Source organism: Streptomyces sp. NPDC033229, assembly GCF_055576875.1.
This window is the reverse complement of record NZ_JBVIQR010000047.1, coordinates 17,438-42,777: the sequence shown is the minus strand read 5'-3', so window position 1 is coordinate 42,777 and position 25,340 is coordinate 17,438. Positions and strand designations below refer to the sequence as shown.

Genomic DNA, 25,340 nt, shown 5'->3' with positions numbered 1-25,340 from the left:
ACCGGCCCGCCCTCCTTGAAGGCTGCCTCACCGAGACAGGGCTCACCCCGAACCCCAGATAACTCACTGCGACAACACGAGTTCAGTCTCAGTAGCCATCTGGCTACAGCTCGCAGTGTCATAGCCTCTTTCTCTGGCTCCTGGCCGAGGAGCTTCCGGACGATCGTCCGGACGACATCTGCCTCCGCTGGGTGGATCTCCAGCTTTCGTTCCGGCGTGACGATGAAGCCGTATGGACGGGAGCCCATCCACCGACCCGAGTCCCGCTCGTCCGCGCGCATGTCGGCGACCCGCGTCGCCGTGTTCTTGCTCTCGCGGTGGGCCTGGTGAGCCGCGATGGAGAGCTGAAGTTCCCAGCCCTCGTTGTTGGAGTCGATGCCGTCCGCGATGGAGATGAAGCGGCAGCCGGTCTCATAGACAACGCGGATGATCTCTGCGGCCTGGGGGATGCCCTGACGTGTCGCCCGGTCCACCTTGAAGATGATCAGGACGTCCGCAAGGCGGTCCCGCAAGGCAGTGAGAGCCGCCTCCCAGTCGGGACGCTCCACATACGCGTGATACGCGGACTTGTCTACGTCCTTGTAGATCTTCGTCACGCTAGCGCCCAGATCTGCCGCTTTCGCGCGCCCTGCCTTCTCTTGGCGGGCGATGGACGTAGATGTGTCCGTTAGATCTGAGATGCGGAGGTAAAGGATTGCTCGCAGCGTCGCTATGATCTGCGTCACTGTCTCAAGCGGTGGCATGTGAACCCTCTTTCTCCGCCGTCACCCTAATCCGGGGTTCGGAAAGGTGTACGACGGGATGTCGTGGGTTCACGAGGTGGCGCACCACTTCGGGATCGACGACGAGCGGCTGCACGCCCTCGGCTACGGCTGAGGGGACCGGGTGCCGGGCGCGCTACGCCGGTCGGGTGGCGGCGCGCCGCGCGTGTCCTGGGCGGGGCGGGGCCAGTTGGGCAGGGGGCCTGTCCCCCCGCGACCCGAAGGCGGTCCCGCTCATGCCCGCAATGCCAGCCCTGGCGTCAGCCGTGACGTTCACCCGTATCGCCGCCGTGACTGTCGCGGCCCTGGCCCTCGGCGGCTGCATGAGCGTGAGCGACCCGGACCGGGTGACGCCGTCCGGTTCGGGCAAGCAGCGAGAGGTGGGCACCCGGCCGGACGGCGGGTTGCCGGCGGTGGACGGCCGTCCGGGCAGGCCGGGGGCGAAGGTGCCGAACGGTGCGAGCGGGAGCCCCGCGGCCAAGGGGGCGTCCGCGGCGTCCTCCTCCCCCTCCCCGTCCGCCGGGTCGGCCGGCGCGTCGCCGCCCGCGGGGAAGCCGGGCAGGCCGGGGGAGCGGCCGAAGCCGCCGGGCGGCCCGGGGCCGGGCCCGCAGCCGCAGCCCGGGCGGCCTTCGCCGCCGTCCCAACCGGCCTCGCAGCCGCCGAGCAGCCCGCCCTCGCCCCCCGCGCCGACATCCCCTGCGGAGACGACTCCGCCCGCTCCGCAGCCGGCTCCGCAGGCGGGACCGGTTGCCTCGTAGCGGCCGATCAGCGTCCGCTGCGGGAATGAAAGCAGCAGGTCAGAGGGGGTGCCGTGCATGCTGTCGAATGTTCATTCGACGGGTCCCGCCGAAGGGGACTTGCGCTATGTGGTGGTGGGTGCGTATGGTGGTAGATCGTTTGATCCCATTTGCCCGGCGCCTGACAGAAGCGCGCCGTGTGGCGCGTTCCTTACCTTGCCGTGGCTGACCGCATCGAGGCGGTCATTTGTGAAGCCGACACGGAGCTTGGGCGCGTGCCGAAACTCCGGAAGGTTTCGCATTTCGCATGTCCATTTCCACTGAGCAGACCGTCATGCCCGAGAACGACGAGATCGTTGTCGAGGCTGCCGCTGACACCACCACCGACACCCTCATCGACGCGCCCGTCGTCGACGCTGTCGCCGATGTCGACACCGACATCGCCGCCGACTCCGACGACACCGAGGCCGCCGAGCCCGCCGAGCCGACGGTCACCTTCGGTTCCCTCGGCCTGGACGACGCGATCGTCCGCAAGCTCGCGCAGAACGGCGTGACCGCGCCCTTCCCGATCCAGGCCGCGGCCATCCCGGACGCGCTGGCCGGCAAGGACATCCTCGGCCGTGGCCGCACCGGCTCCGGCAAGACCCTCTCCTTCGGTCTGCCGCTGCTGTCCCAGCTGTCCGGTGGCCGCACCGAGAAGAAGCGCCCCCGCGGTCTGATCCTCACCCCCACCCGTGAGCTCGCGATGCAGGTCGCGGACGCCCTCCAGCCGTACGGCGACGTGCTCGGCCTGAAGATGAAGGTCGTCTGCGGCGGTACGTCGATGGGCAACCAGATCTACGCCCTGGAGCGCGGCGTCGACATCCTGGTCGCCACCCCGGGCCGTCTGCGCGACATCCTCAACCGCGGTGCCGCCACCCTCGACCAGGTCCAGGTCACCGTCCTCGACGAGGCCGACCAGATGGCCGACATGGGCTTCCTGCCCGAGGTCACCGAGATCCTCGACCAGGTCCCGTCCGGTGGTCAGCGTCTGCTGTTCTCCGCGACGCTGGAGAACGAGATCGACACCCTCGTCAAGCGCTACCTGGTCGACCCCGTCACCCACGAGGTGGACGCGGCCCAGGGCGCGGTCACCACGATGACGCACCACGTCCTCGTCGTGAAGCCGAAGGACAAGGCGCCGGTCACGGCCGCCATCGCCGCCCGCAAGGGCCGCACGATCATCTTCGTCCGTACCCAGCTGGGTGCCGACCGCGTCGCCGAGCAGCTGCTCGACTCCGGTGTCCGCGCCGACGCGCTGCACGGCGGCATGACCCAGGGCGCGCGTACCCGCGTGCTGGAGGACTTCAAGGGCGGCCACGTCAACGTCCTCGTCGCCACCGACGTCGCCGCCCGTGGCATCCACGTCGACAGCATCGACCTCGTGCTGAACGTCGACCCCGCCGGTGACCACAAGGACTACCTGCACCGCTCCGGCCGTACGGCCCGCGCGGGCAAGTCCGGCACGGTCGTCTCTCTGGCCCTGCCGCACCAGCGCAAGCAGATCTTCCGTCTGATGGAGGACGCGGGCGTCGACGCCTCGCGCCACATCGTCGGTGGCGCCGGCGCCTTCGACGAGGACGTCGCCAAGATCACCGGTGCGCGTTCGCTCACCGAGGTCCAGGCCGACTCCGCGGCCAACGCCGCCAAGCAGGCCGAGCGCGAGCTCCAGGACCTCAACCGCCAGGTGGAGCGCGTCCAGCGCCGTGCCACCGAGCTCCGCGAGGAGGCCGACCGCCTCGTGGCGCGCGCCGCCCGCGAGCGTGGCGAGGACCCGGAGGCCGCCGTGGCTGCCGCTGCCGAGGCCGCTGCCAACGAGGCCAAGGCCGAAGAGGCCGCTGCCGCCGTGCCCGCGCAGTCCGCGTCGACGCCGCGTGACGAGCGTGGCAACTACGAGCGCCGCGACGACCGTTCCTCGGGCGGCTTCCGCCGTGACGACCGTCGTGACGACCGCTCCGGCGGGTTCCGTCGTGACGACCGCCGCGACGACCGCTCTTCGGGTGGCTTCCGTCGCGACGACCGTCCGTCCGGTGGCTTCCGTCGTGATGACCGTCCGTCCGGTGGTTTCCGTTCCGGTGGCGACCGTCCGGCCTCCGGTGGTGGCTTCCGTCGTGACGAGCGTCGTGACGAGCGTCCCGCCGGTGGTGGCTTCCGCCGCGACGACCGTCCGTCCGGTGGGTTCCGTCGTGACGACCGTCCGTCCTCCGGTGGTGGCTTCCGTTCCGGTGGCGACCGCCCGACCGGTGGCTTCCGCCGCGACGAGCGTCGTGACGAGCGCCCCGCCGGTGGCGGCTTCCGCCGCGACGACCGTCGTGACGACCGCTCCGGTGGCGGCTTCCGCCGCGACGACCGTCCGTCCTCCGGTGGTGGCTTCCGCTCCGGTGGCGACCGTCCGGCCTCCGGTGGCGGCTTCCGCTCCGGCGGCGGCGACCGCCCGTTCAACCGCGACCGTCGCGACGACCGCCCCTCGACCGGCGGCTACCGCTCCGGTGGCGACCGTCCGGCCGGCCGTCGTGACGACCACCGCGGTGGCGGCACCGCCACCGGCTCCTTCGGCCGCCGTGACGACAAGCCCCGCTGGAAGCGCAACGGCTGATAGCCGCAGGCGCAACGGCTGATAACCACAGCTGATCTGAGGGCCCGTACGACACATTTGTGCCGTACGGGCCCTTCTGTGTACGCCCCTTCCGACACCCGCGACGCGGCCCCGGCGCATACGACTCGGGCTCCGGCGGTCGGCCGGGCTATGCTGCGGGGTGCGGGCCGTTAGCTCAATTGGCAGAGCAGTGGACTTTTAATCCATTGGTTGTGGGTTCGAGTCCCACACGGCCTACCGCATGCGGGTCGGGGTTACGCCCCCTGACCTGCGATCGAGCGCCTCGTCCGGTTTCTGCCGGGCGGGGCGCTCCGGCGTTTCCGGGCCCCGGCGTGGCCGTCGCGGGGCCGCCCGGTCGTTCGACGGAGGGCTGCGGCGCCATCCTGCCGACCTCGCCCGGTTACGCGCTCCGAGGGCGACGACCAGCGGAGTTTCCTGCCGGACGGACGGGTTCCCGCGTGACTGCCTGTGTATGGCGGGGAGTTGTGGCGAGAGGGTGGCGCGACCTGGCGGTCGGCCCGGGCGTACGTCCCCTTCCCGGACATTCTTCCCTTATTCCCGTCCGAAACCCCGTTGAACCGCGCCCAGTTAGTGAAATTCCCGCCCCCGAGGTGTGTTCGCGCCGCTACGGTAAGTGCGCGGGGTGGGTGAGGCGAGGGTCGGGAGGCGGAGACGTGGAGCATTCGCGAGCGGGTGAGGGCGAGGGTGAGACGCGGACCGGGGTGGGCGGCGGCGAGCCGACGCCCGCCGACCAGGTGGAGGAGCTGCTGAAGCGGGCGCAGAACGGGTTCGAGCTCGACGAGCCGCTGCTCGACCGGCTGCGGACCGCGCTCATGCACCAGTCGGAGCTGCGCTCCTACCGCCAGCGCAATGACGAGCCGCGGCCGCTGCGCTGCAACACCTACCGGCATGTCTTCCTGCTCTCCGACGGCAGCAGCCGGCTGCTGTACGAGCTGGAGCACGACACCGGGCCGGACGACCGCTTCCTCTACGAGGTGTACGCCCGGGAGGAGGCGCTGGACCAGGCCGAGCGCCGGGTGCACGAGCGCATCGGCGGCGGCATCGGCCCCGGCACCGAGGCGGAGGAGCTGCCCGCCTGGCTGGCGGAGGAGCTGCTGCTCGCGATGGGGCCGACCCGCCCCCACCGGGAGTACGTCTGCGACGCCTCACCCGACCACGCCCGCCGCCTGCTGCGCCGCGCGGAGAACGCGGACGGGCCCGGCGAGGTGGTGCGCGAGCTGCTCCAGGGGGCGCTCGGACACCACATCGCGCTGATCACCAAGCCGCGCCGACGGGGTGCGGGGCGGGACGCGACGTGGTGCCGCTTCTACGAGCACGCGTTTCTGCTGGAGGGCGGCGGCGAGGTCAGCCTCTGGGAGCTGGAGCACAATCTGACGGCCGACGGCCGGCTGGTGTGCGAGGTCTACCTCGACGAGGCGGAGGCCGAGGTGGCGGCGGACCGGCACGCCCGCGCGCAGGGCGTGGAGCTGTAGCCGGGCGGCCCACGGCGGGACCCCGGAGAACCCGGGGCGGCGGTGGGGGTTACGGGGGGCCGCCTGTGTGTGCTATGGTCTTTCAAGTTGCAGTTGTGGTACCCATGAACTCGTGTGCGCCTGACGGTTTTGTAACCGAAGGCGCATTTTTGTTTTTTGCCGGTCTATTCCGGTATGGGGCCCATCCCATTAAGGAGATAGACATGGCTACTGGCACCGTGAAGTGGTTCAACGCTGAAAAGGGCTTCGGCTTCATCGAGCAGGACGGCGGCGGCCCGGACGTCTTCGCCCACTACTCGAACATCGCCTCCTCCGGCTTCCGTGAGCTGCTCGAGGGCCAGAAGGTTTCCTTCGACGTCACGCAGGGCCAGAAGGGCCTGCAGGCCGAGAACATCGTCGCTGCCTGACGATCGGATGCCCGCCCGGTCGATTGAGTCATTGACAGGCCTTTCGGCCCGATGACTCGACCGGGTATCGCATAGAGCATTAACGCAATGGGGCCCGCACCACTGGGTGCGGGCCCCATTGTTGCCCCCGCACCAGCGCGCCCAGGCTTTTCCGCCGCCGTCCGTCCCGGACGGCCTCGCGATGCGAAGTCCTTGATCTCGGGCGTGCCACCCCATTGAGGGAAGGTCCCCGAATGACCCGCTCAGCCCGCCCTGCCCGCTCGTCCTCCGCCGACGGCGGCACCGCCCGCCCGTCGCGCGCGCGTGGCCCGCAGTCCTCCCGTGGCGGTCAGCCCCGTGGCGGCCAGTCCAAGGGCCGCAAGCCCGCCGCCGCTCCCCTCCAGGGCGAGTTCGAGATGCCGGTCAGCACGACCCCCGCGCTGCCGCCCGTCGAGACCTTCGACGCGCTCGACATGCCGAACGGCCTGCTCGCCACGCTGACCCGCGAAGGCGTCACCGAGCCGTTCCCGATCCAGGCCGCGACGCTGCCCAACGCGCTCGCCGGCCGCGACGTCCTCGGCCGTGGCCGCACGGGCTCCGGCAAGACCCTGGCCTTCGGCCTGGCGCTGCTCGCCCGTACCGCGGGCCGCCGAGCGGAGCCCAAGCGCCCGCTCGCCATGGTCCTCGTCCCCACCCGTGAGCTGGCCCAGCAGGTCACCGACTCGCTCAGCCCGTACGCGACCGCCGTGAACCTGCGGATCGCCACGGTCGTCGGCGGCATGTCCATCGGCCGCCAGGCGCAGACCCTCGCGCGCGGCGCCGAGGTGCTCGTCGCGACCCCCGGCCGCCTCGCGGACCTCATCCAGCGCGGTGACGCCAAGCTCGGCGACGTGCGGATCACGGTCCTGGACGAGGCCGACCAGATGGCCGACATGGGCTTCCTGCCGCAGGTCACCAAGCTGCTCGACCAGGTCGACCCGGACGGCCAGCGCATGCTGTTCTCCGCGACCCTCGACCGCAACGTCGACCGGCTCGTCCGTCGCTTCCTCACCGACCCGGTGACGCACTCCGTCGACGCCTCCGTCGGCGCGGTCTCCACGATGGACCACCACCTGTTCCACGTGACGGACCAGGACAAGAAGGACTCCGTCACCCGGGTCGCCGCCCGCGCCGGGCGCGTGATCATGTTCGTGGACACCAAGCGCGGCGCCGACCGCCTGGTGAAGAAGCTGCTGTCCGAGGGTGTCCGGGCCGCCGCGCTGCACGGTGGCAAGAGCCAGCCGCAGCGCAACCGCACGCTGGACCAGTTCCGCACCGACCAGGTCACCGCCCTCGTCGCGACGAACGTCGCCGCGCGCGGCATCCACATCGACGGTCTCGACCTCGTCGTGAACATCGACCCGCCGACCGACCACAAGGACTACCTGCACCGCGGCGGCCGTACCGCGCGCGCCGGCGAGTCCGGCACGGTCGTCACGTTCGTGCTGCCCGAGCAGCGCCGTGAGATGTCCCGGATGATGACCACGGCCCAGATCACGCCGAACGTCATCAAGACGTACCCGACCGACCCGGAGCTCGCCCGCATCACCGGCGCCCGCGAGCCCAGCGGCGTCCCGGTCGTCATCACGCCCCCGGCCCCGGCCCAGCCGCAGGGCACCGGCAAGTCGTCCAGCTCGCGCGGCAGCCGCGGTGGCCGCGGCCGTACCCGCACGGACGCCTCCGGCTCCGCCACGGGCGGCTCGGGCAACAGCGGCAGCCGTCCGTTCCGTGGCTTCGGCAACGGCACGGAGGGCTCCCGCCGCTCCGGCACCCGCCCGGGCAACGCGGTCGGCCGCGGCCGTCGCAGCGGTGGCGGCGGCACGGGCGGCGGTGGCCGTCGCCCGTCCGCGGCGTGACGCGTACGGAGTGACCTGACGGTCGTCAACACGGTCTTCAACGCCGGACGGGCTGGTTTTGGCTGAGCTCAGCCAAAACCAGCCCGTCCGGCCGTTTGAGGACGCGCCCGCAGGGTGCTCGCCGCCGCAGGCGGCCAGGACGGCCCGCGGCCGAAGATCCGCCGGACAGGCGAGCGGCGCTCGCCGCCGCAGGCGGGGGCCCGCAGCCCCCAGGCGTATCCGGGCCCCGCCCCGCCCACCAACGGCGCAGCCCCACTCGCCCGCGCGAGCGTCGCACGCGAGGCTGAGGGGATACGCGCGGGACGGCCGGTCAGGAGAGCACGGTGGGGAAGCGAGGCGAGCCCGGGTCGGCTTCGACACGCGACCCGGCACGTGAACCGGCCTGCGGCCCGGCCCGAGGCCCGGCTTCGAACCCCCCGTGGAACCCGCCGCCGCGGAACAGCGGGGAGTCCCACTGGACCACGGCCCGCCGCGCAGCGAGATGGTTCCCGGCCCTCCTGATCGTCGGCGGCGCCGCCTTCGACTACTTCACCCCGCCCCGCTTCACCTACGCCCCCTTCTTCTGCTCCGCCCCCCTCATCGCGGCGGCCCTGCTGTCCCTGCGCGCCACCGCGGCGACCGCCCTGGCGGCCGTGGGAGCGGCCATCACCCTCGCGGTCTACCACCGGGTACACGACACGGCCGAGTCCGCGACCGAGGTCACCACGGTCATGGCCGTCTCGCTCCTCGCCCTCGGCCTCAACCGCATCGTGCGCCACGGTGACCAGCAGCTTGCCTCCGTGCGCGGCATCGCCGAGGCCGCCCAGCGCGCGGTCCTGCCGACGCCGCCGGCCCGCATCGCCGGGCTGCGTGTCGCCGCGCGCTACGTGGCGGCCCAGGCCGACGCCCGGATCGGCGGCGACCTCTACGCCGTCCAGGACACCCCGCACGGCGTGCGCGTCATCGTCGGCGACGTACGCGGCAAGGGCCTGGGCGCGGTGGAGGCCGTCGCGGTGGTGATCGGCGCCTTCCGGGAGGCCGCCGAGCAGGAGCGCACGCTGGAGGCGCTCGCCGCACGGCTGGAGCACGCGTTGCGGCGGGAGGGCAGACGGCGCGCCAACCTGGATCAGGCCGAGGGCTTCACCACCGCCGTGCTGGCGGAAGTGCCGCCCGGGGCGAACACGCTGCGCCTGGTGAACCGCGGCCACCCGCCCCCGCTGCTGCTGCACGCCGACGGGCGGGTGGCCGAGATGTATCCGGAGGTGCCCGCGCTGCCGCTCGGCATGGGGGACCTGGGCGGGTGGCCGGACCGGGCGGAGGAGCGGGAGTTCCCGGCGGGTTCGACGTTGCTGCTGTTCACCGACGGGGTGACGGAGGCCCGGGACGCGGACGGCGTCTTCTACGTCCCGCAGGAGCGGCTGCGCGGCAGGCAGTTCCGGAGCCCGGACGCGCTTGTTGACCTACTCGCCGCGGACGTGGCGCAGCACTCGGGCGGGCACACGGCCGATGACATGGCCCTGCTGGCGATCCGGCGCGGTGACGGCCTCCACCACCCCGTGGCCGCCGCGCGGGGCACCCTCACCGCGACCGTGACGTCCACGCGGACACACGTTTCCTCGCACGCGTCTCCTGCCGTTCCTCCCACCACTTCTCCCGTCGCTTCTCCTGGCGACCGTAATCGATCTTGAATCGGTGCGCGCCGCGGATATCGACTGACGGTCGATCAACTCCGTGGTGTTCCGGTAGCGCGCAGTAACTCGCCTCCTGTGAAGCCCGCGTGTCCTGTGAAGTAGGCCCCGAAAGCCGGTGGGTTCGGGCGTTCAGCTTGGAATCCGCCAGCCATGTCTATTAACGTTCGATAACGCAGCGCGGTCGTCACAGCCGCCGCAAGAGGCGGCACCGTGCGCCTTCGCCGAATCCCGCGGGCACAGCACCACCTGCACCACCAGCGACAACCGGGAACCGGGGAACCACCAAACTTGGGGTGAATCGGGCCGTACTCCGGCCCGTAGGAGACCTTCCTGTTCCGAACCCGTCAGCTAACCCGGTAGGCGAGAAGGAAGGAAAGGAGTCGCCCTCGTGGCGTCCAACAAGCCTGCCCTCGGCGATGGTCCGTACGAGTCGTACGGCCCGTACGGGTCCTACGAGCAGCCGGAGCCGTCCGAGCTGTACGGGACCTACGCGCCGGAGCCTTCGATCGTGCCCGCGTACATGACTCCCCTGACACCCGCGGCCGAGCCCGCCGTTGCCGTGGAACCCACCGTGACCCCCATGGCCGCCGCCGAGCCGGCCGGGGAGCCCGGGGACGTGTGGAACCCCACCGCGGAGTCCGTCGCCCCCATCCGTGGCAGACACCGCGTCGTCAAGCAGCGCGGCGGCACGATGGCCCGCAGCGGTGCGGTCCTCGGCGTCGGCGTGATCGCGGCGGTCGGCGCGGGCGGCATGGCGACCGCCCAGGACCGCCCGGCGGCGCCGATATCCGTGCCCGACGTGGCCCAGAACATCCCCGGCTTCGGTGCGCTGCTGGCGGATGACGACCACAAGAAGACGGACTCCGCTTCCGGCTCCGCCGCGGCGCAGGCACCCGGCGCCGATCAGCCGCTGACCCAGGCGGGACTGTCCGCCGAGGAGGCGGCCCGGGGCACGTCCGACGCCGGCGAGGCGCTGCGCGCCCGCATCCTCCAGCAGGCCGAGCACCAGCAGAACCTCGGTGACGAGGAAGCCCGCGAGGCCGAGGCGAAGAAGGCCGCCGAGGCCCACCGGAAGGCGGCGGCCGAGAAGGCGGAGCAGGCCGCGGCCGAGAAGGAGAAGGCGGAAGCCGAGGCGGCGGCCGAGGCGAAGAAGGCGGAAGCGGAAAAGGCGGCCGAGAAGGCCGCCGAGAAGTCTTCGAACGAATCTTCTGACGAATCTTCGAGCGAATCCGGCAGTGACGGCGGGTCGGAGTCCTCGGACGGTGGCAGCGGCCACAGCTCGGGCTCGTACTCCCTCCCCGTCGGCTCGTACACGCTGACCGCGGGCTTCGGCCAGGCCGGCGACATGTGGTCCGCGAACCACACCGGCGCGGACTTCGCCGCCCCGACCGGTACCCCGGTCAAGGCGGTCGGCGGCGGAACGATCACCAGTGCGGGATGGGCGGGCGCGTACGGCTACCGCGTCGTGCTGACGCTGAACGACGGCACCCAGATCTGGTACTGCCACCTGTCCTCGATGGTGGTCACCTCGGGCCAGGTCTCGGCGGGCGACGTGATCGGCCGCGTCGGCGCGACCGGCAACGTCACGGGCCCCCACCTGCACCTGGAGACCCGGCCCGGCGGCGGTTCGCCGGTCGACCCGCTGTCGTGGCTGCGCGGCCGAGGCCTGCAGCCTTAAGGGGCCGAGGCCCGCATCCGTAAGGGCTGGATGCGGTTCGTAAGGGGCGAAGGCGGGAAAGAGCTCGTACGAACGTAGAAGCCCTACGCCTGCTGCCCAGTCCCGTACGACGTCGATAATCGGTCCCGATAACCACACCTTTGCCGCGAATGCTTCAGGTTCGAGTGGGAACTCGGGGTGTGTGACGAATGCGACGATCACCACCTCCGTGCCTGCCCGCCTCGACCGGCTGCCCTGGTCCCGGTGGCACTGGACGGTGGTGATCGGCCTCGGCACCGTCTGGATCCTGGACGGTCTGGAGGTGACGGTCGTCGGCAATATCGCCGGCCGTCTCTCCGAGAAGGGCAGCGGCCTGTCCATCACCTCCGGGCAGGTCACGGGCCTGGCGGCGGCGCTGTACGTCGCGGGTGCCTGCGTCGGTGCGCTCTTCTTCGGCCGGCTCACCGACCTCTTCGGCCGCAAGAAGCTCTTCATGATCACGCTCGCCGTCTATCTGGCGGCGACCGCGATGACCGCGTTCTCCTTCTCCACGTGGTGGTTCTTCCTCTTCCGCTTCCTGACGGGCTTCGGCATCGGCGGCGAGTACGCGGCCATCAACTCCGCCATCGACGAGCTGATCCCCGCCACCTACCGGGGCCGCGTCGATCTGATCATCAACGGCAGCTTCTGGCTCGGCGCGATCGGCGGCTCGCTGCTGTCCATCCTGATGCTGGACACCAACATCTTCCCGGCCGACCTCGGCTGGCGGATCACCTTCGGCTTCGGCGTCGTCCTGGGGCTGGCCATCCTGCTCGTACGGCGCCATGTGCCCGAGAGCCCACGGTGGCTCTTCATCCATGGACGCGGTGAAGAGGCAGAAGTGCTGGTGGCCTCCATCGAGCAACGCATCGAGATGGAGAAGGGCGAGGTGCTGCCGCCACCCACGCGGCAGATCACGATCCACCAGCGCGAGAGCATCGGCTTCGGCACGATCGCCCGCACGGTCTTCTCCCAGTACCGGCGACGGGCGGTTCTCGGCCTCGCGCTCTTCATCGGCCAGGCGTTTCTCTACAACGCGATCACCTTCGGCTTCGGGGCCATTCTCACCACCTTCTATGACGTGTCCACGTCCCGCACCGGCTACTTCTTCGCGGTGATAGCGGTCGGTAACTTCCTCGGTCCGCTGTTCCTCGGCAGGCTTTTCGACACCGTCGGCCGCCGCATCATGATCTCGTCGACCTATTTGCTGTCCGGTGTGCTCCTCTTCGGCACGGCCGCGCTCTTCGACGGCGGCCATCTGAGCGCGAATACCCTCACCGCCTGCTGGGCCGTCGTCCTCTTCTTCGCCTCGGCGGGCGCGAGCAGCGCCTATCTCACAGTGTCGGAGGTCTTCCCGATGGAGACCCGGGCCATGGCGATCGCCTTCTTCTACGCCCTGGGCACGGCGGCGGGCGGCATCAGCGGCCCGCTGTTGTTCTCCTCGCTGACCGCGAGCGGCGTCGTCGGCGACACGGTCCTGGCCTTCCAGATCGGTGCGGCGCTGATGTGCCTGGCCGGGCTGGTGGCGGCGTTCCTGGCCGTACCGGCGGAGGGCCGCTCGCTGGAGGACATCGCGGCGCCGTTGTCGACGGCGACGAAGTCGTCGCCTCCGGGGCCGCCGGATCCGCCGACGCCGGAGGCGGGGGCGGTGACGGCGGAGGCTTGAAAGGGCCCGCGCGAGGGCGTACCGGAACCGGAACCGGACGGAATACGAACTTCTGCCCGGGCGTTGTGTGTCCCCATGGCTGACATTCACAAGAAGATCGGCAACCTTTCCGTCCACCCGCTCGCCCTCGGTGGCAATGTCTTCGGGTGGACGGCCGACGAGGCGGAGTCCTTCGCCGTCCTCGACGCCTACGTGGCGGCGGGCGGCAATTTCATCGACACCGCGGACATCTACTCCGTGTGGGCACCGGGCAACGAGGGCGGCGAATCCGAGACCGTCATCGGCAATTGGTTCGCCTCCCGCGGCAACCGCGCCGACATCGTCCTCGCCACCAAGGTCGGCGGCGGCCAACCCGAGAAGCGCGGGCTGTCCGCGAACGCCATCAAGTCGGGCGTCGAGGATTCGCTGCGGCGGCTGCGCACCGACTACATCGACCTCTACTACACGCACTTCGACGACCCGTCGGTGCCGGTGGAGGAGTTCATCACGGCCCTCGACGCCCTGGTGAAGGAGGGCAAGGTCCGCGAGATCGCCGCCTCCAACATCACCGCGGACCGGCTGGCCGAGGCCCTCGCCTTCTCCGACGAATCCGGGCTCGCGAAGTACGCCGCGATCCAGCCCCACTACAACCTGGTCTCGCGCGACACGTACGAGGGCGACCTGGCCGACGTCGCCGCCCGCCACGGCCTGGCGGCCGTCCCGTACTTCGCTTTGGCCTCGGGCTTCCTCACCGGCAAGTACCGTCCGGGCAGGACCGTGGACAGCGCACGGGCGGAGGGCGCCGGCAAGCACCTGGAGTCCGAGCGCGGCCGCCGCGTCCTCGCGGCCCTGGACGAGGTGGCAGCGGCCCACGAGGCCGAGGTCGCCACGGTGGCCCTGGCCTGGCTGAACGCCCAGCCGACGGTCGCGTCCCCGCTGGCGAGCGCGCGCACGGTGGAGCAGCTGCCGGCGCTGCTGGCGGTGGCGGACGTGACGCTGACGGAGACGGAGCTGAAGCGTCTGACGGAGGCGTCGGCGTAAGGGGAACGGTTACGGGCCGGGGCGGAAGGCCCCGGCCCGCGCCCTATTGATCAACCCTTGCGCTCGACGGCCCAGGAGGCGATGGCGACCCCACCGGCGACGGCGAAGACGGACGGCCAGGCGCCGACCTTCTTGGCGAGCGGATGGGACCCGGCGAACGCGGCGACGTACAGCCCGCTCAGCGCGGCGGCCTTCCCGGCCCCGGCCGACCGCGCCCACTGCCGCGCGGCCACGGCCCCGGCGGCGGCCAGCGCCACCCCGCCGAGCGGCCGCTGCTTGGTCCAGCGGGCAACGCCGTAACCACCCACAAGCCCGCTCGCGGCTACAACAGACGTCGGAATCCGACCCATAAGGCACCTCCAGGCTAAGGAAAAGCTCGGTCCCAAGAGGCTAACGCCGCGTAGATTCAGTACTTGAGGGAGGCTTCGACCCGAGGAGCGCACAGGTGATCTGGTACGGGCCTAATGTCCTGAGATTGGCTGATGCGCTGGTCGAGGCGTACGCCGAGGTCTTCACGGCACCCCCGTGGAACGAGGACGAGGAATCCGTTCGTCACTTCCGCACCCGCCTCACCACTGATGCACAACGACTCGGCTTCCGGGCGGCGGTCTCCCAGTCGTCGGCGGGCATCGAGGGCTTCGCCACGGGCTGGCTCACGCAGCACCCGTTCCCGACGGCGCGGGCGTACGGCAAGGTCACGGCGCAGCTGGGCCCGGAGCGGGTCACCGACCTGCTGATGGGCGCCCTGGAGGTCGACGAACTGGCCGTCCGCCGCCGCTCCCGGGCCAACGGCCTGGGCCGCCGCCTCCTCACCGAACTCACCACCGACGCCCCCGCCGCCCGCTCCTGGCTCCTCACCGCCCGCAAAGCCTCGGCCACCATGGCGACGTACCACCGCCTGGGCTGGCACGAACTACGCCCGCTGCCGGGCGCGGAGAACGACATAGCGGTCTTCCTGTCCCCGACCCACCCGGCCGCCTGCGGCGGCGGCACCCGCCCTCAGTCGAGCCGCCCCATCCGTATGGCCCCGACGAAGTCGGCCCAGGCGCGGTGAGGGAAGGAGATGATGGCGCGGTCGGGGTTCTTGGAATCCCGGACGGCGGTGTGGTGCGTGCGGAAGGCGGTCTCGACGCACTCCGTCGTACCGGCCCCGCTGTACGAGGACTTGAACCATGCGTCTGTGGCTACCACCGGAGGCCTGCGGTACATGACACCTCCCTCATAGCACGCTCGGGATTCGGCTGCTCGCTCCTCCATGGTTAGGTACCGCCGCTGTGGCTGTCACATGCTGCATCCGCTGCCGGCTCGGAGAACGACATAGCGGTCGTCCTGGGCCCGAGTAACAGGAGTGATGGGGAGCTCTCAGCCGAGCCGGACGATCCTCGTGGCCCGGACGAAGTCCGCACAGGCCTTGCGAGAGGAGACGAGCACGGTGCCATCAGGGTTCTTGGAGTTGCGCATGGCGGAGTGGTGCGATCGGGAGGCGATCTCGACGCACTCCCTGAGGGCACGTTCGATGAGGGCGGAGGTCGCCGCTACGGCTTGGGGCGGCACCTGTTATGCCCGCTGCCGGACGCGGTGAACGATATGGCGTGGCCTTGTGCCGGGTCACCCGAAGGCTTGAGGAAGATGTCGGGCTCTGTGGGGACCGTTTTGCGCTTCTCCCTCCGGCTGGGGACTTGCCGGAGGGAGACAGGGCGACCGTCTGTGCGCTCGCAAGGGGCCCAGTAGTGCCTAGAGGGCGCGGTTGAACGAGATACGGACGGTATCGGCCCCCGGGTCGACGATGATCGAGGTGCCCCCCTTCGCGTGATGAACGGTGACGGAGGACGGGCTCTCCTCGTCGACCTCGACCGTGTACTCGACGCGATTCTGCTCGGCCATGAGCGCAGCCTTCCAGGCAGGAACCCCTAGGGGTTGGAGTGATCGTCTGGTGGGACGTCAGGAACCGTAGCACCCTCCCCGGCGGCGCCGTCAACCCTGGGTTTACAAAATGCCGGCGTAAAATGCCGGCCGTCAGGAATGATGCCGCGGGGGCGCGCGCCAAGTCGTCAACTGGAAATTGACGCCGCTCAAGCGTCAAAGTTAACCTCAGTGGTGCTGATGTGCACAGTGCGGCGATGCGGAGAAGCACCATGAGCGAGACCAACACCTTCGGCGCCTGGCTCGAACGACAACTCCAGAGGAAGCAGGTCAGCCAGAGCCAGTTGGCTGCTGCTCTGGATGTGAGTCGCGCCGCAGTCTCGGCGTGGGTCAACAACCGGGCCATGCCGCGGGCGGACAAGCTGCGAGCCATCGAGCAGTTTCTGCAACTGGAGCCGGGCGCGACGACGGCAATGGGTGAACCGGAGCCAGGAGGTATGGCCGCCAGGTGGTACCACCGGAGGGCCCATGCCGATGGCGGACGGGAGTTCGGCAACGCCGCAGCCTTCGCATTCGACGCGGATCTGGCCATCCTGGCGCGCGAGGCCACCCAGAACAGTCTTGATGAGAGGCTTGACCAGAGTCGCCCCGTACGTGTGCGGTACACGCTGCACGAGCTCACGGGCGAATACCTCAGCAACTTCCTCGAGGCTCTGCACTGGAATGATCTCGAAGCTCATTACGACGCGGCGGCGCAGCACCCGCAGAAGGTCGGCCGGGTGCTGGCCGAGGGCTTGCGGCGGCTCCGTGACACCAGCAGCTTGTTGCTGCTCCGCATCGACGACTACAACGCATCGGGGCTGACCGGTTCCGAGTACGACGACGGCAGATTTGCTGCTGTCGTGCGACGGCAACTCGATAGTCACAAGGAGAACGGCGGGCGGGCCGGAGGTTCCTATGGCCTGGGCAAGGCAACGCTCTGGGCCACGAGCCGGTTGGGATTGGTGCTGATGAACAGCACACTCTCGCAGCCGCACGAAGGGCGGACCGAGCGGCGGCTCATCGGGCGGTTGGACCTGCCGTGGCGTGAGGTCGACGGCGTTCCGTATGCCGGCCCGGCGTGGCTGGGCGAGCCCGACACCGTCCCCGCCTACAAGGGGGTCTCCCGGTCCTGGTGGGCGGACGAGGAGACGACGAAGCGCTTGTATCTGCAACGTGAGAACGCCGAACCGGGTACTTCGTTCCTGATCGTCGGCGCCCACGATGCCGGTGACGATGCGGAGAAGGACTCCCTCGGTCTGGCGGACATGCATGCAAAACTCGTTGGTGCCCTGGCGAAGAATTTTTGGGCAGCCATGACTTCTGGGCGCTCCACGTTGCCACTGCTTCAGTCTTCGGTGACGGCGCTGCGCAACGGTAAGGAGGTCATTCCCGAGGAGCGGGTGGATCCCCACGCGCATCGCCCTGCGGAGACGCGGGCGCTCAAGGCTTACTTGGACCGCGAGACAGTGGACGTTCTGACGGCCAGTGATCAGGTAGCTCTCACCACCGTGGAACTGCGCGTTCCTCCCCTGCGTACCGACGGTGCCCCGGCAGGGAAAGGCGTGTCGCACGAAGCGGTGCTGCTGGTGACTCCCGCCGACGGCGCCGACAACGAGTACAACAGGCTGGTGTGCATGCGCGGCAACCGAATGACCGTTGAGACACGGCGACCGCGTGAGATTCCGCTCGGCACGGACCCCTTCCAGGCTGTCCTTCTCGCCGGTTACGCGACTGGGCGGGAGGGGGAGGACGTCAGACTGGCGGAAGCCTTCCTCCGTGCTTCCGAGCCACCCGAGCACAACAAGTGGGACCGGACGGACGAGCTGGCAGCTGTCTACGCACGTGGCGCCTTGACGCGTCTTGCGGAGTTTCGTAGCGCGATGGACAACGCGGTCCGCAGCATCGTCGGTCGTAAGGAGTCCCGAAATGACACCGGCCCGGCGGCTCTCAGGGAGCGGTTGCGGCTGGGCGTCGAGGTCAGCCGTCGGAGAAGCGAGAGCCCGCCGACAATCTGTGGTCTGTCCGCTCTTGTGGACGAGACGGGAGCTTGGCACATCGAGGCGGAGTTGCGAGTGCCGCAGCGGGACGATCCCTGGTTGGCCACGCCTGTTGCAAAGTTCGATGTGCGGTCGGGAGGCCGGCCTGTGTTGGCGTGGGCAGAACTCTCGGCAGGTGAGAACTGCCGGATCGAGAACGGAATTCTACGTATCGAGCCCGGAGTGAGAAGCGCTTACTTCTCTGGTGTCACCGACCCGGCCAGTCACCCTGTGCCGGCCACGTTGGCACGACTCGTCGTCGATCTCCAGACGGCCCGTGGAGCAATGGCATGAGGTCTACGGTTTCCTACCGCACGTTGGCAGGCGACGTCCGGTTGGAGGTCGCGAGTGCGAGGATCGACGGTCACGACCTCCCGTACTCCAGGGTCTCCAGAGAACAGCAGACAGTCGCGCTGCATGAGGTCGAGCGCGCGCGTTGGGACGAAGCCCGCTTCGAAGTACGTGTCACGCTGCCGGAACGGGAGATCGCAGAAGGCCCCTGGAAAGACGTGGTGTGTGTAGCGGTGCTCGCTGAAGGCGCCACCAACGCGCGCTCGGTGACGCGGCTCGCGCCCACACCGCAAGGGGCCTGGACGGGCAGGGTCCACATGACCCGGGCCATGCACCGTAATCGAGCAGTGCTGACTGCCTCTGTGGTCGCCACCGTCGGAGGCGTACCCGGACGGGTGATCGGCGGCACGGAGAGGCCGTGGTACTTGGACCTGGCCGCGCGTGAACCCCGTCGCGAGCGGGAGCTGAACATCATTGAGATCGATTTCCGTGACGGGCCCGAGCAATGGCTCAGGCCGTACAAGGAGGCACCGTGGTTGGTGGACGCGACAGGTGAGATGCCGACCGTACGCCTCAACACTGCCTTCGAGGGCGTCATCGATCTCCTGAACGGATCCGGCAGCCCGGTGGAGAAGGCCATGCGGGACGTCGTAGCAGCCCAGATCGCAGAGGAAGCATGGACGGCCATGTTCCATTCCGCTGTCACCGACCTCGACTTCGACGAGGACGGAACTCCCCGCCTTCCTTCCGGGTGGCGAGGGGCAGTCCTGCGGTCCATGCTTCCGGAGGTCGTACCTGCGGCATCGTTGGAGAGCGCTCTGCACGAAGTACACAAACGGCGGAACGACGGTCAGAGTTGGTCGGAGATGCAGGCGAGTATCCAGTACGCAGCAGCTCGTCGCAGCAAGGTGGCGAAGGGATTGAGAGACGCGGTGCGCGTACTCGATCGTGTTGATGAGGGGGCCCGCCGATGAGCCGGACCGACACGTACCTTCCGGAGCAGTTGGCGTTGCTTCCCGGGCCCATTGTGAGCAGATATCTCACCGAAGGGGTGCGCAGTGGCGTCGATGAGCCGCCACGAGTAGCCCTGATCCGTGAGAGCAAGCCGATGTCCGACTCCGGGGTCAGGTGGGCTATAGCTCCCGTCCGGGTGCTCCTCGATGAAGCGATGAGACGATTCGCCGATCGACGGACACGGGCGGATGCCTGGTTGGCTCCACGGTTGCATGCCACGATCAGGATGACCCGGGCCGAGGCAGCCGAGCCGGAGCTGTGGGGCTACCTTGCCATGATTGTTGCCCCGGACTATGTCGTGTGGCGGCACAAGGGGGCTGCCGGCAAGGACGGCGGCAGCCCGTCCGCGACCGGAGATCGCTTCTTCGGCCCGCACTACAAACAAGCTTTTGCCAGGTTGTGGTGGGCTGCCGAGATGTTCCGTGACGGAGAGGACTACAGGCCTGCGGAGGTGGCCTGCAGTAATCAGGACATGGTGAACACGACGCTGCGGCTCTCTGTCGTCGACCATCGCCCCACCGCGCGCGCCCTGGTTCGCGTCCTCGAGTCTTTGACGGCAGCCGAAACGTCGCTTCTCGGCGACAAAGTGAATGCGTTGTCCTCAGCCGTCAACGCGGCAGGATCCACTTTGATGTACGAGGTGCTCGCCCCGGACGAACCACTGCATCTCGACGGCCTCATGGGCTGGATCAGGGATGCCGAGTGGAGTGCGTCCGTGCCGTGGGACCGACTGCCTGAGGGTCCGGACGACGGCCCTGTTCCACAACAATCCGTCGACCGTCTGACGAGCTACTTCGAGGAACTGTTGCGGGCGGCACCCGTCCGCCAGCGCAAGGAAGCAGAGGGGAGCGCGTCACGAGGCGGCGTCAGCCTCGCAAAGCTTGGTGAATGACCCCCGCAATGGCCCGTGACAGCCCGACAGGTACGGCGTTTCCGATCTGCCGCCCGATCTGGACCTTGCTGCCGCACCACTTGAATTCAGGAGGAAAGCCCTGGATCAGTGCCGCTTCGTAGTGCGTGATCGGCCGGTGGGCAGTGGGGTGCAAGTAGCGCCCCTTCTCAGGTTTGTAAAACTCCGTGCGGATGGTCACGGACGGTCGGTCCCAGTACATGCGTCCCATGACGTCGTGTGAACCGGTCCGATGAGCGATCCAGTTTGGAGTGGAGAGTTCGTCGGGAATGTCGTGTCTGTTGCCGCCGGGAGGAATGGACATGTAGCGCCGTACCGACAGTTCGACCGGGCGGCGTCCGACATGAAGATCGGTGGTTTCGAAAACCCCTGGCAGACTCTTCCCGAGTGGGGCGCAGCTGCCGGCGGGGAGTGACGTGGTGAGCGCCCAGTAAGGAGTCTTCGCGAAAACCTCCGGGCCGACACTCACCCAGGGCTGCAACATTTCGGTCCCGGTCAGAAGCGAGTCGCCGGCCACAGCGTTCTTCGCGTGCGTACGCGGCGGATACCGGAGTTCCGCCAGGCCCTGCAGGTCACGTCGAACCGCGATGACGATTGCCCGCCGACGGGCCTGTGGGACACCGAAGTCGGCCGAGTTGAGGACTGAGAACTCGACGAGTCGGTAGTCGCGCAGATCCCCGTCGGGCTTCTCCGTCGCAGCGTGCAGTAGGGCAAACTCAGGGGACCGCAGGAAGCGGTCCACGTTCTCGATCACAAAAATCTTCGGCTTAATGGTGTTCACGATGCGCAGGTATTCGCGCCACAATTGATTTCGCGGATCGTCGGCATCTTCTTTGCCTAGCCCGGAAAAACCTTGGCAAGGAGGCCCGCCGAGGATCACTTCGGCCTGAATGCCAAGTTCTTCAGGAAACCACGTCTCGATGTCACCGGCGTGGATGTGGTCAATGCCACCCGCCCCTTCGGCGAAATTCAAGGCGTAGGTGGATGCTGCGGCGATATCGTGCTCGACGGCGGCGACCGAGCGGAAGGCCGGAGTTTCTGAGCCTGCTGTCGAGAGGGAATGAAACCCTTGAGTGAAGCCACCGCATCCAGCGAAGAGATCAACAATGCTGATGGGTTCGGTGGTGCTGTCGGCGGCCATGTCGACGAGTGTAGCCGGCGGGGCGGGTGGTTCACTAACCCACCCGCCCCGCCTGGGGCGCTGTGTTGTCATCCGCTCAGGGCCTGCGCGATCCGCTTGCCCACGGCTTCGGCGACAGGCGGAGGGGAGGCGTGCCCCACTTGGCGATAGACGGAGGTCTTGCGTCCGTGAAAGGTCCAATCAGCGGGGAACGACTGGAGTGTGGCAGCCTGTCGGACGTCGAGCATCGGCCGGAGGTCGATCGGGTCATGGGGCCCCGGGACGTCGTCGGCGATGCTCTTGCCCTCCACCCCCAGCCGGGCCCACGCCTTCTTCTGTCCGGTAGGCCCAAGGTCCGCCCCACCGCGTTTGTCCGAGCCCCCTACCAGGGCAGGGCCAGGCCTGTTCGCGGCCGCGACCCAGGCGCTCGCTCCGGGCCAACCTCTGGAAGCCATGGAGGCGCCGAGGGCTTCACCGACTGTCGGAGCGGCCGTGCCATTGGGCTCGGGCCAGTGGAAGGCGGAGTGGTGGGCTTCACGCAGAGCCACGAGAAAGCCCTGCTTTCGGTATTGCGGGACTCCGAAGTCGGCTGAGTTGAGCACCTGCCACGAGCAGCGGTATCCCTGGTCGGACAGGCATTCCTCGATCCACTCACGGTCCGATGCATATTTCTCAGAGGTGACCAGTTCGGGCACATTCTCGAGCAACACGGCGCGGGGCTGTACGGAATGGGCCATCCATACCGCGGCTTGAAGAAGTTTCCATTCGATGTCCGAATCTGCGCGCTGAATGGTCGCGGCGGATTTTACGCGTGGAAGTCCACCGCTCAGTAGATCCACGTCGTACACTTTGTCGTGCTCTGCAGGGTCGAATTCCATGACGTCGGCCTGCAGGACGTCCCAGTGAGGGCGGTTCCGGTGCAAGGTCCTGCAGCAGTGATCATTGTTGTCGATGAGCAGCACCGGATCGAAGCCTGCCTGCTCCAGGCCGAGTGCCTGTCCACCCGCACCTGCGCAGATCTCGAACGATGTGAAGCGCATAGGGGGCATCGTTATCTTTCCCTGGGACCAGTACTGATTCAAATAGGTGCATGCCGCGACAGGATTGCCTCTAAAAACCTCGAGATTGAACCTCGATGATCGGTTCGTCTGATGAATTGATGGTCGTGAAACGAACCACCTTGTTGTCGGTTCCTGTCGCCGAGGCGGGGGCGATGAACGAGAAGGCCATCACCAGCCTGCTGGGGTCGAGACGTCCGGTCTCCGCGACCGCTGTCCGATATTCGGACTCCACCACGGGGTACAGGGTGACCACCCCGCGACGTTCGGCGACGTACCGCTCGGTCTCGGTGTCACCGCAGGAGGGGAAAGCCCCGGCGATGCGGTGGGCGGCGGGGCGGTGCTTCGGCTCGCTTATGGCGCCGAAGAGAGGGCCGCGACGCCGATCGCGACCGAACCAGGAGAAGGTACGGTCCGACGCAAGGGCGGCACGTTTTCCTCCGGTGGAGTGCTGTGGCGCGAGAACGAGCCAATCATTCACCTGACCGGTCACCTTTGTGATCGCTTCGAGGTAGGTCAGATGGGGTGCGAACTGCTGTTCGACTCCCCATTTCAGGGACCGGAGCAGCACGAGCAGATCATGAGGTGCGAGAACCCCTGTAAGCGCGCTGAATTTGTGCAGCCTTCCGGTTGCTGCCTCACGGTGGGCGAAGGCCGTGGGAGTGGCCGACAGACCTTCAAGAACCGGCGCCCAAAGCCCAGTGTTGTGCCGCAGTGCCGCCGACTGGGTGGGATAGGCAGTTGGTTCCTGCCATTCGCCCGGCGAGCGCACCTCCATCAGACGGGCGTTGTACATCTTGTTCGGGCTGGTCGGCTTCAACCATGACAGATGCTGGGAAACGAGAGGCGGCACCTGGGCGGGAGTGACCTGGGGGTGGCCGTTGACAAGCACTGCATACTTCGCGAGTTGATCACGGAAGGACTCCTCGTCGCGGCAGATGGCTTCAAAGCCCTCATAGAGATCGAGTTCCTTGGCGCCTGCTGATTCGTTGCGTCCGATCCACAGGCGGACCAGGTCGCGGTAGCCCGCACGAAACCCGAACCAGCGCCCCATCTGCATCATTGCGGAGGCGTTGCCCGCGCGACGCCGATAGTACGAGACTGTCAGGCCTTCGACGGTGAAGCCGCGGGAGAGCTTCTGACCACCCAGCAGGATCTTCCAGATGGACCGTCGCTCGAAGTCGGCCTCGCCACGCTCGATGTCCTTGTCCCCGTTCACAACGATGACAGGGTTGAGATCGCCGCCAATACGGGCTGTCGCGGCACCGATGTAGGGGGCGAGCTCGTCGAAACTGCCGGGCACGGCGTAGCCGTCGGCCCGCGCACGGGACACCGGGAGCAGGTCGGACTCGAAGAGCTCTCGGAGGCGTTCATGCCCTCTGGCGCTCGTGTAGCCGGATTCGTCCCAGAGGCGCAGCAGGCGCCCTTTCAGCTCACGGTGATCGGCGGTGAGCCGGGACTCGTGGACCAGCATGGTGTGGTGGCGGTAGGCCTCCGCCGGCACGTGCGGGTCCTGCGACTCCCGGTAGATCTTCACCGCTGCGGTGAGGACGAACATGTCCATGGCGCGACGTAGTGAGGAGTCGTCGTCCTCCTCCTCGGCTGCGTCGATCGACCGGATATAGGCCAGCTCATTGGAGTTCGCGAAGGTGCGCTCGTCCTCGGGGATGTGCGAGTCGAGGTCGTGAAAGTCCTGCACCCCCATGTAGCCCTTCGGGCGTGGCAGAGAGATCAGGAAATCCTTGGGGAAGATATCTGTCGAATCGCTGGGGTCGATGAAGACGTTGGCGAACGGAGTGGCGGTGTAACCGACGTACTGAGCGCGTGGGAGAAGCTCGAGCAACTCGGAGAGCTTCTCGTTGATGGCAGTGCGCTCGGCGTTGCCGCTGCGGCGTGGGTTGGTGGTGTTGACGGACGCCTCGTCCGATTCATCATCAATGATGAGCGTCGGGATCTCACCGAGTAGCCCGCTGATCTTCTTGAGGTCCTTGACGAGCTTGGTCAGTACCGACTTGTTCTTCTTGACCACCATCAAGCGGGCAGCGGCCTGGTCCAAATTGCGTGGGTCGTACAGGGGGAGTGACTTCTCCCGCTTCTCGATCTCGAGTGCGCGAATCCCCTGGGCCAGGGACTTGTAATCGTCGTCGCGCGTCGTCAGCCGCTCGATGTCGAATCCGCCTCGTTCGGAAGGCAGGCCGGCATGACTGAGGAAGCGGCCGCGCAACCAATCACGGTCGTCGGCGTAGTCGGACTCGGTCTCCATGGTGCCGCGCAGGATGTTTTCCCGGCCGACCAGTTCCATGTCGAGCCGCCGCTGAGTCTGGCCCCGCAGCAGGTTGAGGGTGCCGCCGAGAACGATGACCAGACGGTAGCCGGCGTCGACGGCCTTGGCCACGACACCTGTGAAGTTGGCGGTTTTACCGGATTGGACGTACCCGACGACCAGCCCCTTGGACTGGTATGCCTCGGCAGATGTGGGATCGGCCAGTCGTTCCACGACGCGTTCGGCAGCTTCCCCCAGGTCCGCCACCCTGCCGTCCGACCAGCCCTTGGAGTCGCGCAGGTAACGCTCATAGGCCGGCCAGTACCAGTCCGTGCCCCGTGGGGCACCCCGCCCGCGCCACGGGGCGTACTCCCGGCTGATCACGACCGGACCCGTCTGCTTGTTCACGGGAATCTCCGTGTCGAGCAGTTTGCGCGTTGCCGGTTCCAGGCCGAGGCGGTCGAACACCATAGTGCGGCGCTCGTCGGTGCGGGCCTCGGTGCCTGCGCACCAGACGTCGGTGGCAGCGCCAGCTGCGTAGTCCCATTCCGTGAGCTGCTTGCGCCACAACCGCAATAGAGCGCCCGCCTCCTCGCTGTCGCCGGCAAGGGCGTCACGGAAGGTCGCTTCGGACGAGTCCACTACGGCGGACTGCATGCGAGCGTAGAACTCGATGCTTTCTGACAGAGGCATGGGGACGCCCGCCTGCATCCCGGCCAGGACGGTGTGATGCAAGGACAGGAGTGTCTGAAGTGAGGCGATCTTGCTCACGGTCATACGGTCT

At 68.3% G+C, this 25,340-nt stretch carries 22 protein-coding genes, 1 tRNA gene and 1 riboswitch; of the genes, 14 read left to right on the top strand and 9 right to left on the bottom strand.

Features of this window, described 5'->3' with window-relative positions; all coding sequences use genetic code 11:
* The coding region (locus tag ACZ53N_RS30520) for a recombinase family protein (protein ID WP_469144039.1) at positions 1-725 on the bottom strand (725 nt) is incomplete at its 3' end.
* Between the two features lie 76 nt (positions 726-801).
* Between ACZ53N_RS30520 and ACZ53N_RS30515 the strand changes: the two genes are divergently transcribed.
* Positions 802-876, top strand: coding sequence for a metallopeptidase family protein (locus tag ACZ53N_RS30515; RefSeq protein WP_469144045.1), 75 nt, complete (start codon positions 802-804; stop codon positions 874-876).
* A 21-nt stretch (positions 877-897) separates the two neighbouring features.
* On the opposite strand, the gene ACZ53N_RS30510 is transcribed toward ACZ53N_RS30515, so the two are convergent.
* Positions 898-1,578, bottom strand: coding sequence for a hypothetical protein (locus ACZ53N_RS30510; protein WP_469144038.1), 681 nt, complete (start codon positions 1,576-1,578; stop codon positions 898-900).
* Positions 1,579-1,805: 227 nt separating this feature from the next.
* Between ACZ53N_RS30510 and ACZ53N_RS30505 the strand changes: the two genes are divergently transcribed.
* The 9 genes from ACZ53N_RS30505 (at position 1,806) to ACZ53N_RS30465 (ending at position 13,959) form a co-directional block, all read left to right on the top strand.
* Positions 1,806-4,133, top strand: a complete 2,328-nt coding sequence (locus tag ACZ53N_RS30505) for a DEAD/DEAH box helicase (RefSeq protein ID WP_469144037.1) — start codon at positions 1,806-1,808, stop codon at positions 4,131-4,133.
* Between the two features lie 164 nt (positions 4,134-4,297).
* Positions 4,298-4,370 (top strand) — tRNA-Lys (locus tag ACZ53N_RS30500).
* Positions 4,371-4,807: 437 nt separating this feature from the next.
* Entirely contained in the window at positions 4,808-5,626 is an 819-nt protein-coding gene (locus ACZ53N_RS30495; RefSeq protein ID WP_469144036.1) for a DUF6227 family protein, read from the top strand.
* A gap of 203 nt (positions 5,627-5,829) precedes the next feature.
* The gene (locus tag ACZ53N_RS30490) at positions 5,830-6,033 is read left to right on the top strand and encodes a cold-shock protein (RefSeq protein WP_130878768.1); all 204 of its coding nucleotides are present in this window, start codon (positions 5,830-5,832) and stop codon (positions 6,031-6,033) included.
* A 233-nt stretch (positions 6,034-6,266) separates the two neighbouring features.
* Positions 6,267-7,907, top strand: a complete 1,641-nt coding sequence (locus ACZ53N_RS30485; protein ID WP_469144035.1) for a DEAD/DEAH box helicase — start codon at positions 6,267-6,269, stop codon at positions 7,905-7,907.
* A gap of 323 nt (positions 7,908-8,230) precedes the next feature.
* Positions 8,231-9,574 carry a PP2C family protein-serine/threonine phosphatase gene (locus ACZ53N_RS30480; RefSeq protein ID WP_469144034.1) on the top strand — a complete coding sequence of 448 codons (1,344 nt, stop codon included), beginning with the start codon at positions 8,231-8,233 and terminating at the stop codon, positions 9,572-9,574.
* Between the two features lie 212 nt (positions 9,575-9,786).
* A riboswitch (cyclic di-AMP (ydaO/yuaA leader) is annotated at positions 9,787-9,955 on the top strand.
* A 10-nt stretch (positions 9,956-9,965) separates the two neighbouring features.
* Complete coding sequence (locus tag ACZ53N_RS30475; RefSeq protein ID WP_469144033.1) at positions 9,966-11,255, top strand: M23 family metallopeptidase; 1,290 nt, start codon at positions 9,966-9,968, stop codon at positions 11,253-11,255.
* Between the two features lie 181 nt (positions 11,256-11,436).
* Positions 11,437-12,939, top strand: coding sequence for an MFS transporter (locus ACZ53N_RS30470; RefSeq protein WP_469144032.1), 1,503 nt, complete (start codon positions 11,437-11,439; stop codon positions 12,937-12,939).
* A 75-nt stretch (positions 12,940-13,014) separates the two neighbouring features.
* Positions 13,015-13,959: an aldo/keto reductase gene (locus tag ACZ53N_RS30465; protein WP_469144031.1), complete on the top strand. Its 945-nt coding sequence runs from the start codon at positions 13,015-13,017 to the stop codon at positions 13,957-13,959.
* A gap of 50 nt (positions 13,960-14,009) precedes the next feature.
* Here ACZ53N_RS30465 and ACZ53N_RS30460 read toward each other — a convergent pair whose 3' ends face one another.
* Entirely contained in the window at positions 14,010-14,309 is a 300-nt protein-coding gene (locus ACZ53N_RS30460) for a hypothetical protein (RefSeq protein ID WP_469144030.1), read from the bottom strand.
* A 125-nt stretch (positions 14,310-14,434) separates the two neighbouring features.
* Here ACZ53N_RS30460 and ACZ53N_RS30455 point away from each other — a divergent pair, with 125 nt between their 5' ends.
* Complete coding sequence (locus ACZ53N_RS30455; RefSeq protein WP_469144029.1) at positions 14,435-15,013, top strand: N-acetyltransferase; 579 nt, start codon at positions 14,435-14,437, stop codon at positions 15,011-15,013.
* Here the strand turns inward: ACZ53N_RS30455 and ACZ53N_RS30450 are convergent.
* The 3 genes from ACZ53N_RS30450 to ACZ53N_RS30440 all read right to left on the bottom strand — a co-directional run bounded on the left by ACZ53N_RS30450 (position 14,959) and on the right by ACZ53N_RS30440 (position 15,843).
* Positions 14,959-15,168: a DUF397 domain-containing protein gene (locus ACZ53N_RS30450; protein ID WP_469144028.1), complete on the bottom strand. Its 210-nt coding sequence runs from the start codon at positions 15,166-15,168 to the stop codon at positions 14,959-14,961. The two genes, ACZ53N_RS30455 and ACZ53N_RS30450, sit on opposite strands and share 55 nt — an antisense overlap.
* Before the next feature lie 153 nt (positions 15,169-15,321).
* Positions 15,322-15,513 (bottom strand): DUF397 domain-containing protein, encoded by a 192-nt coding sequence (locus ACZ53N_RS30445; RefSeq protein ID WP_469144027.1) that lies wholly within the window; start codon positions 15,511-15,513, stop codon positions 15,322-15,324.
* A gap of 180 nt (positions 15,514-15,693) precedes the next feature.
* Positions 15,694-15,843, bottom strand: a complete 150-nt coding sequence (locus tag ACZ53N_RS30440) for a hypothetical protein (RefSeq protein WP_469144026.1) — start codon at positions 15,841-15,843, stop codon at positions 15,694-15,696.
* A gap of 251 nt (positions 15,844-16,094) precedes the next feature.
* On the opposite strand from ACZ53N_RS30440, the gene ACZ53N_RS30435 reads away from it, so the two are divergent.
* From ACZ53N_RS30435 to ACZ53N_RS30425, 3 genes are read left to right on the top strand one after another with little or no spacing between them, the layout of a single operon-like run.
* Complete coding sequence (locus ACZ53N_RS30435; RefSeq protein WP_469144025.1) at positions 16,095-18,194, top strand: helix-turn-helix domain-containing protein; 2,100 nt, start codon at positions 16,095-16,097, stop codon at positions 18,192-18,194.
* Positions 18,191-19,165 carry a hypothetical protein gene (locus ACZ53N_RS30430; protein ID WP_469144024.1) on the top strand — a complete coding sequence of 325 codons (975 nt, stop codon included), beginning with the start codon at positions 18,191-18,193 and terminating at the stop codon, positions 19,163-19,165. The genes ACZ53N_RS30435 and ACZ53N_RS30430 overlap by 4 nt, the downstream gene beginning before the upstream one ends.
* Positions 19,162-20,097 (top strand): DUF6339 family protein, encoded by a 936-nt coding sequence (locus ACZ53N_RS30425; protein WP_469144023.1) that lies wholly within the window; start codon positions 19,162-19,164, stop codon positions 20,095-20,097. The genes ACZ53N_RS30430 and ACZ53N_RS30425 overlap by 4 nt, the downstream gene beginning before the upstream one ends.
* Here ACZ53N_RS30425 and ACZ53N_RS30420 read toward each other — a convergent pair.
* From ACZ53N_RS30420 to ACZ53N_RS30410, 3 genes are all read right to left on the bottom strand, one after another.
* A complete protein-coding gene (locus ACZ53N_RS30420) occupies positions 20,072-21,256 on the bottom strand; it encodes a DNA cytosine methyltransferase (RefSeq protein ID WP_469144022.1) in 1,185 nt (394 codons plus the stop codon). The genes ACZ53N_RS30425 and ACZ53N_RS30420 overlap by 26 nt on opposite strands.
* Before the next feature lie 68 nt (positions 21,257-21,324).
* The gene (locus ACZ53N_RS30415; protein ID WP_469144021.1) at positions 21,325-22,275 is read right to left on the bottom strand and encodes a DNA cytosine methyltransferase; all 951 of its coding nucleotides are present in this window, start codon (positions 22,273-22,275) and stop codon (positions 21,325-21,327) included.
* A 70-nt stretch (positions 22,276-22,345) separates the two neighbouring features.
* Positions 22,346-25,333 (bottom strand): Z1 domain-containing protein, encoded by a 2,988-nt coding sequence (locus ACZ53N_RS30410; protein ID WP_469144020.1) that lies wholly within the window; start codon positions 25,331-25,333, stop codon positions 22,346-22,348.
* Between the last annotated feature and the right edge of the window lie 7 nt (positions 25,334-25,340).

Excerpts from the sequence above, each read along its gene's own strand:
- ACZ53N_RS30440 (WP_469144026.1), bottom strand. The coding sequence starts at position 15,843 with ATGGCCGAGCAGAATCGCGTCGAGTACACGGTCGAGGTCGACGAGGAG.
- ACZ53N_RS30435 (WP_469144025.1), top strand. The coding sequence starts at position 16,095 with ATGAGCGAGACCAACACCTTCGGCGCCTGGCTCGAACGACAACTCCAG.
- ACZ53N_RS30485 (WP_469144035.1), top strand. The coding sequence starts at position 6,267 with ATGACCCGCTCAGCCCGCCCTGCCCGCTCGTCCTCCGCCGACGGCGGC.
- ACZ53N_RS30420 (WP_469144022.1), bottom strand. The coding sequence starts at position 21,256 with ATGGCCGCCGACAGCACCACCGAACCCATCAGCATTGTTGATCTCTTC.
- ACZ53N_RS30505 (WP_469144037.1), top strand. The coding sequence starts at position 1,806 with ATGTCCATTTCCACTGAGCAGACCGTCATGCCCGAGAACGACGAGATC.
- ACZ53N_RS30425 (WP_469144023.1), top strand. The coding sequence starts at position 19,162 with ATGAGCCGGACCGACACGTACCTTCCGGAGCAGTTGGCGTTGCTTCCC.
- ACZ53N_RS30465 (WP_469144031.1), top strand. The coding sequence starts at position 13,015 with ATGGCTGACATTCACAAGAAGATCGGCAACCTTTCCGTCCACCCGCTC.
- ACZ53N_RS30450 (WP_469144028.1), bottom strand. The coding sequence starts at position 15,168 with ATGTACCGCAGGCCTCCGGTGGTAGCCACAGACGCATGGTTCAAGTCC.
- ACZ53N_RS30415 (WP_469144021.1), bottom strand. The coding sequence starts at position 22,275 with ATGCGCTTCACATCGTTCGAGATCTGCGCAGGTGCGGGTGGACAGGCA.
- ACZ53N_RS30410 (WP_469144020.1), bottom strand. The coding sequence starts at position 25,333 with ATGACCGTGAGCAAGATCGCCTCACTTCAGACACTCCTGTCCTTGCAT.
- ACZ53N_RS30490 (WP_130878768.1), top strand. The coding sequence starts at position 5,830 with ATGGCTACTGGCACCGTGAAGTGGTTCAACGCTGAAAAGGGCTTCGGC.
- ACZ53N_RS30430 (WP_469144024.1), top strand. The coding sequence starts at position 18,191 with ATGAGGTCTACGGTTTCCTACCGCACGTTGGCAGGCGACGTCCGGTTG.
- ACZ53N_RS30510 (WP_469144038.1), bottom strand. The coding sequence starts at position 1,578 with ATGCACGGCACCCCCTCTGACCTGCTGCTTTCATTCCCGCAGCGGACG.
- ACZ53N_RS30460 (WP_469144030.1), bottom strand. The coding sequence starts at position 14,309 with ATGGGTCGGATTCCGACGTCTGTTGTAGCCGCGAGCGGGCTTGTGGGT.